This is a genomic window from Hymenobacter sp. H14-R3, assembly GCF_030063445.1.
Taxonomy (GTDB): domain Bacteria; phylum Bacteroidota; class Bacteroidia; order Cytophagales; family Hymenobacteraceae; genus Hymenobacter.
The window spans coordinates 1-7,779 of the sequence record NZ_JASITD010000052.1 but is presented as its reverse complement, the minus strand read 5'-3'; the positions used below and the strand labels follow the sequence as shown (position 1 = coordinate 7,779).

Sequence of the window (7,779 nt, the reverse complement as noted above, 5' to 3'; positions counted from 1 at the left end):
TATAACGGGGCTAAGCGGCTCAAAAAGCTACGGGGCCAGACCCCCTACGAGTTTGTCTGCGCCGAGTATACAAAAAATCCTACTATCTTCACTCGTGACCCTACCCATGACTTTGTGGGACTATACACTTACAGTATCCGGGTAGCGAGCCGCGCCTGGGCCAAGGGCTGCCTACCGGGCCGCTGCCCGCGGCCCCCATCCCCACGGTGCGGGCCGCGGCGGCCTGCGCACCGCTTTTTTCCGTCGTCCAACCGGCCCGGCCGACACCCACCCCGGAGCCCGTTCCTCGGCGCGACCTGACCGGTGTATTCGCCTACCCGGCCTACGACTCTTACCAAAATCTGCCCGAAGCCTTCCGCAAGCACACGCTGCCCGATGTGTATGCGCAACCCTTACCCCTGCAACTACTGCGGAGTGCACTGGGGCAGCCGCTCTTTGGCAAGTAGTTGAGAAGGGATTTCTGCTTGCTCCCGCAGCAGGCCACTGCCTTTGCAATCGCGGTACGCGAGCAATTCGGCCCTGGCAGGCGCTGCGGCTACCCGCCCGCCACACCCGTGCGCAAATAGTTGCGCAAGTCGCGCATAGCCCCGGTGAGCGGCACGGGCAGCACGGCCCCGCGCGTAGCCTCTACCCACTGCCACAGCTGGCCAAACGAGGTAGCCTGGCGTGCCTGCTGAAGCAGGCCGGCGGTGGGTACCTCCACGGCGCGGGCCAGGCGGGCCAACTCGGGGCCGGGTGCATGGGCACCTTGCTGCCACCAAGCGCGCAGGCGGCGGCGGGCGCGCCACACACGCACCAGCTCGTGTGGGCAAGGCACCTGGGGCTCAGCTTGTTCGGCAGTCAGATTTTCCCACTCGCGCAGCTGCCACGACAGGCCTACTTCTACGCGGCCGCAGCGGCGAGCCGAGGTGTACACCTGCACGTGGGGGCTGTGGCGTACCGGCAGGTCATGTTGCAACAGCAGCTGCCACAAGGCTTCATCTTCCAGAAATGGCACCACGGGCAGGCCGCCCACCCGGCGATAGGCCCGCACCGTGAGGGCCAGGCTGGCCCCGTAGTGCTGGTGGTGGCAGGGCCAGCGGTCGGCGGCGCAGGGGTCTACCAGGTCCTCCAGCTGGCGCAGCAGCACCCGGTAAGCGGCATCGCGCAGTTGAATGCGCCGCACGGGGCAAGGCTCCGCGGCGGCGGCCGTTTGGGTGAGAATGCGGCCGCCCACGGCTTCGGCTCCGCTCTCTATTTCGCGTAGCGTGGCGGCCAGCCAGGTGGAAGCTACCAGCGTGTCGGCGTCAGTGCTGAGCAGCACGCCAGTGACGCCAATGGTGGCTTCGAGGCGCTGAGCGGCGGCATCGAGCAGCAGGCGGCGCGCCCGGCCCACGTGGGCCTGCGGGCGCGGCAGCTGCACCTCAGCCACGTGCAGCACCAAGCTGGGGTGGCGGCGCGCGGCCTGGCGCACGGCGGCGGTGGTGCGGTCCAGGCAGTTGTTGGCCAGCACGATAACCTCCAGCATGCCGGCGGGCAGCGCTTGGCCGCTGAAGGTAGTTTGGGCAGCCAGGGCGGCCAGGGTGGCCGGTAGCGTGGCGGCCTCATCCTTGGCCGGAATGATGACGCAGGCTTGCAACGCCGCCAGTGGCGGGGGCAACTGGCAGGCCAGACTGCGCTCGGCCTGGTGCAGGAGCTGCTCGTCGGTGGGCGGCGCTAATAGGGCCGGTGGGGCGGTCGCCATGGCTTCGCGCGCGGCGTGGAAGCGAACTGGCTGGGCTAGTTGGTCCATAAGGAAAAGTGTGTACGCCTGCGACCCGCTCAGGATAACTACTCGCGGCTTAATTTTAATTTTCAGCTTAAAAATCTCACCAAGCTTTCACGAATAATCTGTTATAAATACCTATTAATCAGTTGTTTATGCTTATTAATAGTTAAGCCAACTTTTTTAGCCAAAAAAGAAGGGCCGCGCCCCCCTACTGGTGGCGCGGCCCCGCTAAATAAGGAAGTGGCTGGCTTAAAAAGCCTCGCCGATGGCGAAGTACAGCCCGGGGTCTTTGCCGAAAGCGTAGTCGAAGCGCAGGTTTACCCGGTCGCGGCGAATAAGGTTGAAGCGGGCGCCAATGCCGCCGGCTGTGTGCAGGCCACCGAAGCTATAGTCGCTGAGGTTGTAGCCCACCTGGCCCACGCCCAGGAACGCAGCCCCGTCGATGCGCCAGAACAAGTGCTGGCGCAGCTCGGCCTGGGCCGACACCATCTGCCGGTCGCGGTAGCGCTGCTCGTAGATGCCGCGCATCAGGTTGGCGTTGTTGTAGAGCGTGCCGCCCAAGTTGGCCCCCAGGCCGGCCAACCCATACCACGGCACATCGCCCGAGTGAAATTGCCCCAGAAATTGCACGGCCAGAATGGTTTTATCGCTAAAAATGCGCTGGTAGTGGCGGGCGTCAATCTGGTAACGCACAAAGTTGTAGTCGGAGCCCACGTACTTGCCGTTGAACATCACCTGCAAGTCGAGCAAATTGCCTTTGGAGGCGGCCAGGGCCACGTCGCGGCTATCGAAGGTGTAGACCGGGCCCAGGCCCGAGAGGCTGAAATTGCGCGTCTGGCGCAGGCCCACGCGGGTGTCTTGCAGAAAGTAGTTGGTTTGCGCCCGGTCAGTTGGGTCGGTTACCGGAATAGCGTCGCCGTTTTTATCCACCCGGCCCGGCTCCTCATCTAGGTTAAACACCCGCGACAAACGGTACTGCAAGCCCAGAAACTGGTTTTTAGCAATGCTTTTCTGGAAGCGCTGATTAATGATAAACAGCTGAAAATCAACGAACGAACGGTGAGAATCCTGCGTTTGCGGAGCTTCGTTGCCCACCCCGTAAAAATAGAGTCGGTTTTTATACGAGCTGATTTCGCCGTTCAGGTAATATTTCTCGCCAGGCGAGTATATCGTGTGCACAAACTGCAAAAGCGACTGGCTCTTCTGGGTGGTCCAGAACTGCACCCGGGCGTTGGAAGCGCGCGTGGTAGTGTCGGTGCCCAGCCGGCCGCTCAGCAAACCACCCAGGCCGTAGCCGGCCCCGGTTTCCTGCTGGTAAAACAGCACGGGCACGGGCAAAATAGTAATTTTATTACCAGACTTGGCTTCCTTAACCGGGCCGGTAACCGGGGGGCCGGTGGCCGGCTGGTCCTGGCCATAACTGACTAAGGCATTGCCCAGCAAAGCAGCCACTAGTAGCGGAAAAATGCGCATAAAAAACGATAAAATGGAAGCGTGTGCAGACCTCAACGGATTTTACCGGCTATCGGTTTGCGCACAAACGCTTTGGCAAGCAATTAAATACACCTGGTCAGGTAGTTAGGTTTCCACATCCGTTGTTCATCTACTGCCCGGCGGCGCGGCGCAGCTCCTCCTCGGCCCCGGCGGCGCGGCGGCGGGCGGCGGCCACTTTGCCGTTGCCAAAGCGGTAGCTAAAGGCGGCCGTTACTACGCGCGTGTCTTCGCGCCGGTAATAATTCTCGGTGAAGTTGTTGTAGGTGGAGGCCACGCGGGTGGGCACGGTGTAAAAAATGTCGGCCACGTTCAGACGCAGCGTGGCCTGCTTGTTCCAGAGGCTTTTTTGCACGCCTGCCGTCACCTGCCCGCGGGGCTGAATGACTTGGAACTGGAATACTTCACGCGACTCGTAGAAGCCATTGACCTCGGCCACCCAGCCGCGGGGCAGCACAAAGCTGTTGTTGAGGGTGAGGTTGGTGGCAAAGCCGCCGCGGTCGAGGGTGGTGCCGGCCAGCGCGCCCTGGTATCGGTTGTAGTAAAACAGGCCGTTGGCGTACACCGTCCACCACTTGGTAAGCTCCAGGGGGGCGGTGAGCGTGAGGGTGTAGAAGTGCTGGGTGCTCAGGTTCACGTCGCGGTTCACCACCAGCTGGCCGCCGTCGGGGGCGGGCTGCACCACATTCACAATGGGCTGGCTGGTGCGGGCGTAGGCCAGGGCGGTGGTGAATTTTTGCCGGTAGGTGTGGCTCAGCTCCACGTTGTAGCTGGTGGCGGGCACCAGGTCGAGGTTGCCGGTGCGGTACGAGGTGGCATCGAGGTACGAGCGAATGGGGTTGAGCTGCACGTAGCTGGGCCGGTCGAGGCGCCGGCCCGCCGCCAGGGCCAGTGCGTGCTGCTTATTCAGCGTATGCTGCACCAACACGCTGGGAAACAGCTGAATGTAGTGGCGCACGCGCGAGGCCCCGCCCACCGTTTCGGCCCGGGTGTTGCTTTGCTCGGCGCGCAGGCCGGCTTGCAGCGAGGTGCTGGGCCGGGCCTGGCGCAGGCTCAGGTAGGCGGCGTTCACGTTTTCGCGGTACCGAAACTGGTTGGAAATGTCCGGAGCCGCGGTGGTAACGCCACTTACGGTATTAGCAAAGCCCACGTCGCTATCCGACGCCACCCGCGTTACTTTGGCGCCGCCATCGAGCCGCGTCCGGCGGGGCAGCGGCTGGCTGAAATCGGCCTTGAGCGCCCCAATATCAACGTTGCTGCGCTGGTCGCCGCTGAGCAGGTTGGTGGGCCGGGCTGGTGCCTCAAAGTAGGTATTGAGCGCCAGCAGCCGGGTGGTGTGGTAGCGGGCGTAGTCGGCGTCGAAGGTGATGAAGCCCGCATTGGCCGAGTCGGCCAATGCGTGGCGCAGGTTAAGATTGAGGCTGCCACTGGGCCGGTTGATGTCCTGGGCCGCATTGGCCGAATAGCGGCCGGTGGACTGGCCGGCCCCGTCAAAAACCTGCGTAGCGCTGGGCGTATTGGAGGTAGTGCGCGATACCAGCGTACTCACCGACACGCCCAGCAGCGTGCGCTTGCTCAAGTTGAGGTCGAGGCCCACCTTGCCGGTGTGCGAGCGCAGCTGCGAGGCCTGGTCGTTGTATTGCAGCGTGCGGCTGGCCGGGTTCTGCGGCGTGGCGGCAAACTGCCGGTCGAAATCGAGGCGCAGAAAATTGCGGCGGTCGGCGTAGGCGTAGTTGGCGTAGAGGTTGAGCTTCTGGCGGCGGTAGTTGAGACTACCGCCGCCCGTAAACTTTCCCAGCTCGCCACGGCCGTAGCTGACGTTGGCACTGCCATTGAGGCCCAGGCGCTGGTCTTTTTTGAGGTTAATAGCGATTACACCCGCCCCGCCCTGCGCATCGTAGCTGGCGGGCGGGTTGGTAATTAGCTCTAGGCTTTGCACCTGCTGGGCAGGCAGGGCGCGCAGGTAGTCGGCCAGCTCCTGGCCGGTGAGGGGCACGCGCTTGCCATCTACTACTACCAGCACGCCTTGGCGGCCACGCAGGCTCAGGTTGTTGCCCGCGTCGAGGGTAACGCCCGGCGAGCGGCCCAGCACGTCGAGCGTAGTGGCCCCGGCCGCTAGGGGGCTATCGGCCACGTTGGCCACGGTGCGGTCGGCCAGGCGCTCGTAGGGCGGCTTGCGGCCCGTCACGGTTACTTCCTTGAGGGCCGTGGCTTGGCTGGCTGCCAGCCGCAGGGGCGCCAGGGCCAGCCCGGCCGCCGGCAGCTCAAACGCCGGGCTCCAGGCGCGGGCAAAGCCCACCTGCGCCACCGATACCAAGTAGCGCGGGCCAGCCACCGCCTCTAGCTGAAAGGCACCGCTGGCATCGCTAAACTCGGTTTTTACCGCCACCGAGTCGGTGGCGCGGTGCAGCGTAACGGTGGCAAACTCGACGGGGCCGGCCGGGCCGGTAGCCTGGCCGCTCACGGCGGCCCGCGTTTGTGCCCGGGTGGTCAATGGCCCCGCCAGCACCAGGCAGCCCAAGGCAGCAAGCGCGGGCCAAGAACCCAGCCGGGCAAGCCGGGGCAGGGTAAAAACAACCATATAAGAACGTGATAGGATGTAAGAAAATAGTGCACCTACCGCCCAGAACAAAAATATCCTCCCTGGCAAAAAGCATAAAAGCTCCTTTGCCTTATTCTACTTACTTATTACAGTCTGTACGGCAAGTGCAAAGATGACACTGCCAACCCTATAAACCAAGTGACTAGCTATGGCCTGTTGCGCGCTCGTAATCAAAGCACAACGGTAGCTCACCAACCCTAACTACTTTTTTCTCTACTGCCGATAGCAAACGGCCCCACCCCCGGCGGGCGCCAGTGACTACACCAGCAGCATGCTCAAAATGCCCGCCAGCATAATGCCTTTGCACCACGCGCTAAGCTGCCGAAAATGCCGGCGACGGTCGGCGCGGGCCAGCCGGCGCGCCAGCTCCAGCAGGGGCACCAGCACCAGCACCAGCAGCCAGGCGGCCAGCGGCCAGCGGCCCCAGGCCAGCAGCTGCCCGGCCGCCCCCAGCACCAGCGCCAGCAGGCAAGCCAGGAAAAACCCAGCCACCCACTTGCTGCGCGCCACGCCCCACACCAGCGGCAGGGTGCGGCAGCCGTGCTGCGCATCGCCGCGCATATCCTCCAGGTCTTTCACTATTTCGCGCACCACCGTCAGCAAAAATGCCGCTAGCGCATAGAGCCACACGGCTTTAGGCAGCCTGAAATCTCCGCTTGCGGGTAGCAGGGCCGGCAGCAGCACCAGCGCCGCCGTGAGCGCCGCAATACTGAGGTTGCCCACCAGTGGCAGCCGCTTGAAGCGCGCTGAGTAGCCCCACAGCAGCGCCGCCGCGCCCAGCGTCACCGTTCCCAGCCGCCACGACAGCACCCCGGCCAGCCCCACGCCCAGCCCGCTCAGCACCACGTGGGCCAGCATGGCGTGGCGCCGCCGCAGCAGCCGCCCCACTACCAGCCGGTCGGGCCGGTTGATGGCGTCAATCTTCACATCGTAGTAGTCGTTGATGATGTAGCCGGCCGCTGCCACCAGCAGCGCCGCCAGCACCAGCAGCCCAAACCGCGGGGCCAGCACCGCGCGCAGCGGCTGGCCCGGCAGCAGCATAATGCGCACCAGCCCCAGGCTCAGCAGCATAATGGCCAGGTTGGGCCAGCGCACTAGGCCCGGCAGCGCCCGCGCCAGGCGGCCACCCTGGCCGGGGCCGGGCAACAGCTGCTCCTCGCCGCTCCGGGGTGGGGGCGGGCCGGCGGCGGGCGCAGGCAGCGGAGCAGTAGGCATGGGGCGGGGCGCAGGTAAGGTTGCCGAAGATACGGCGGCCCCTACCCCCACCACGCAAAACGCCCCCACCGGCAACCGGCAGGGGCGTTTTAGCTACTTACGCAGCAGGAGCCTGGGCTCACACGCGGCGCACGTTTACGGCATTCACGCCCTTCCGGCCTTCCTGCGTTTCGAACTCCACGCGGTCGTTTTGCTGAATCTGCCCGCCGTTGAGGCCGGTGATGTGCACGAAGAAATCCTCCTTCGTGGTGTCGTCAGTGATGAAGCCGAAGCCCTTGGCTTCGTTGAAGAATTTTACAGTCCCGGTTTTCATGTGTTCGGCCAAAAAAAGAAATCACTACCGGCCCCTTAACTAGCCTGTGGCTGCTAGCTGGGCCCTAGGGCTCTCATACGCAGGGTCGCCCGTGGGGTTTAGCCAGCTTATTGATGGTCACGCCACTCGTACACCCACTTGGCCTGAATCTGCTCCAGGTGGCCTTCGTTGGCCTGCTCGCGGGTGCCCTCAAAGTTGGGCAGGCTCAGCACCCAGTCGATAAGCTCGGTGAAGCGAATGCGGTAGATTTTGGCCTCCGTAAAGTCGTTGCCGAACTTCTCGTACAGGGCAATGGCCACATCCTCGTGGTCGGCCCACTGAATGGGCGGCTCGTAATGGTTCATTTCTTAATTGGGTAGGAGGGTGTGGGGGGGGGGGGGGGGGGGGGGGGGGGGGGGGGGGGGCGGGGGC

Annotated in this window: 6 protein-coding genes; all 6 read right to left on the bottom strand. The window is 63.9% G+C overall.

From position 1 onward, the window contains the following. Positions 1–535 precede the first annotated feature (535 nt). The 6 genes from QMK33_RS23010 to iscX all read right to left on the bottom strand — a co-directional run bounded on the left by QMK33_RS23010 (position 536) and on the right by iscX (position 7,712). On the bottom strand, positions 536–1,771 hold the full coding sequence (locus tag QMK33_RS23010; RefSeq protein ID WP_283566975.1) for a glycosyltransferase family 2 protein: 1,236 nt from the start codon (positions 1,769–1,771) through the stop codon (positions 536–538). A gap of 225 nt (positions 1,772–1,996) precedes the next feature. Further along, complete coding sequence (locus QMK33_RS23005) at positions 1,997–3,220, bottom strand: BamA/TamA family outer membrane protein (RefSeq protein WP_283566974.1); 1,224 nt, start codon at positions 3,218–3,220, stop codon at positions 1,997–1,999. Positions 3,221–3,350: 130 nt separating this feature from the next. Continuing rightward, entirely contained in the window at positions 3,351–5,819 is a 2,469-nt protein-coding gene (locus QMK33_RS23000; RefSeq protein ID WP_283566973.1) for a TonB-dependent receptor, read from the bottom strand. A gap of 279 nt (positions 5,820–6,098) precedes the next feature. Continuing rightward, positions 6,099–7,055, bottom strand: a complete 957-nt coding sequence (locus QMK33_RS22995; RefSeq protein ID WP_283566972.1) for a geranylgeranylglycerol-phosphate geranylgeranyltransferase — start codon at positions 7,053–7,055, stop codon at positions 6,099–6,101. Positions 7,056–7,173: 118 nt separating this feature from the next. Further along, the gene (locus tag QMK33_RS22990) at positions 7,174–7,368 is read right to left on the bottom strand and encodes a cold-shock protein (protein WP_223651647.1); all 195 of its coding nucleotides are present in this window, start codon (positions 7,366–7,368) and stop codon (positions 7,174–7,176) included. Positions 7,369–7,475: 107 nt separating this feature from the next. After that, positions 7,476–7,712, bottom strand: coding sequence for a Fe-S cluster assembly protein IscX (gene iscX, locus QMK33_RS22985; protein ID WP_283566971.1), 237 nt, complete (start codon positions 7,710–7,712; stop codon positions 7,476–7,478). Between the last annotated feature and the right edge of the window lie 67 nt (positions 7,713–7,779).

Excerpts from the sequence above, each read along its gene's own strand:
- QMK33_RS23010 (WP_283566975.1), bottom strand. The coding sequence starts at position 1,771 with ATGGACCAACTAGCCCAGCCAGTTCGCTTCCACGCCGCGCGCGAAGCC.
- QMK33_RS23005 (WP_283566974.1), bottom strand. The coding sequence starts at position 3,220 with ATGCGCATTTTTCCGCTACTAGTGGCTGCTTTGCTGGGCAATGCCTTA.
- QMK33_RS23000 (WP_283566973.1), bottom strand. The coding sequence starts at position 5,819 with ATGGTTGTTTTTACCCTGCCCCGGCTTGCCCGGCTGGGTTCTTGGCCC.
- QMK33_RS22995 (WP_283566972.1), bottom strand. The coding sequence starts at position 7,055 with ATGCCTACTGCTCCGCTGCCTGCGCCCGCCGCCGGCCCGCCCCCACCC.
- QMK33_RS22990 (WP_223651647.1), bottom strand. The coding sequence starts at position 7,368 with ATGAAAACCGGGACTGTAAAATTCTTCAACGAAGCCAAGGGCTTCGGC.
- iscX (WP_283566971.1), bottom strand. The coding sequence starts at position 7,712 with ATGAACCATTACGAGCCGCCCATTCAGTGGGCCGACCACGAGGATGTG.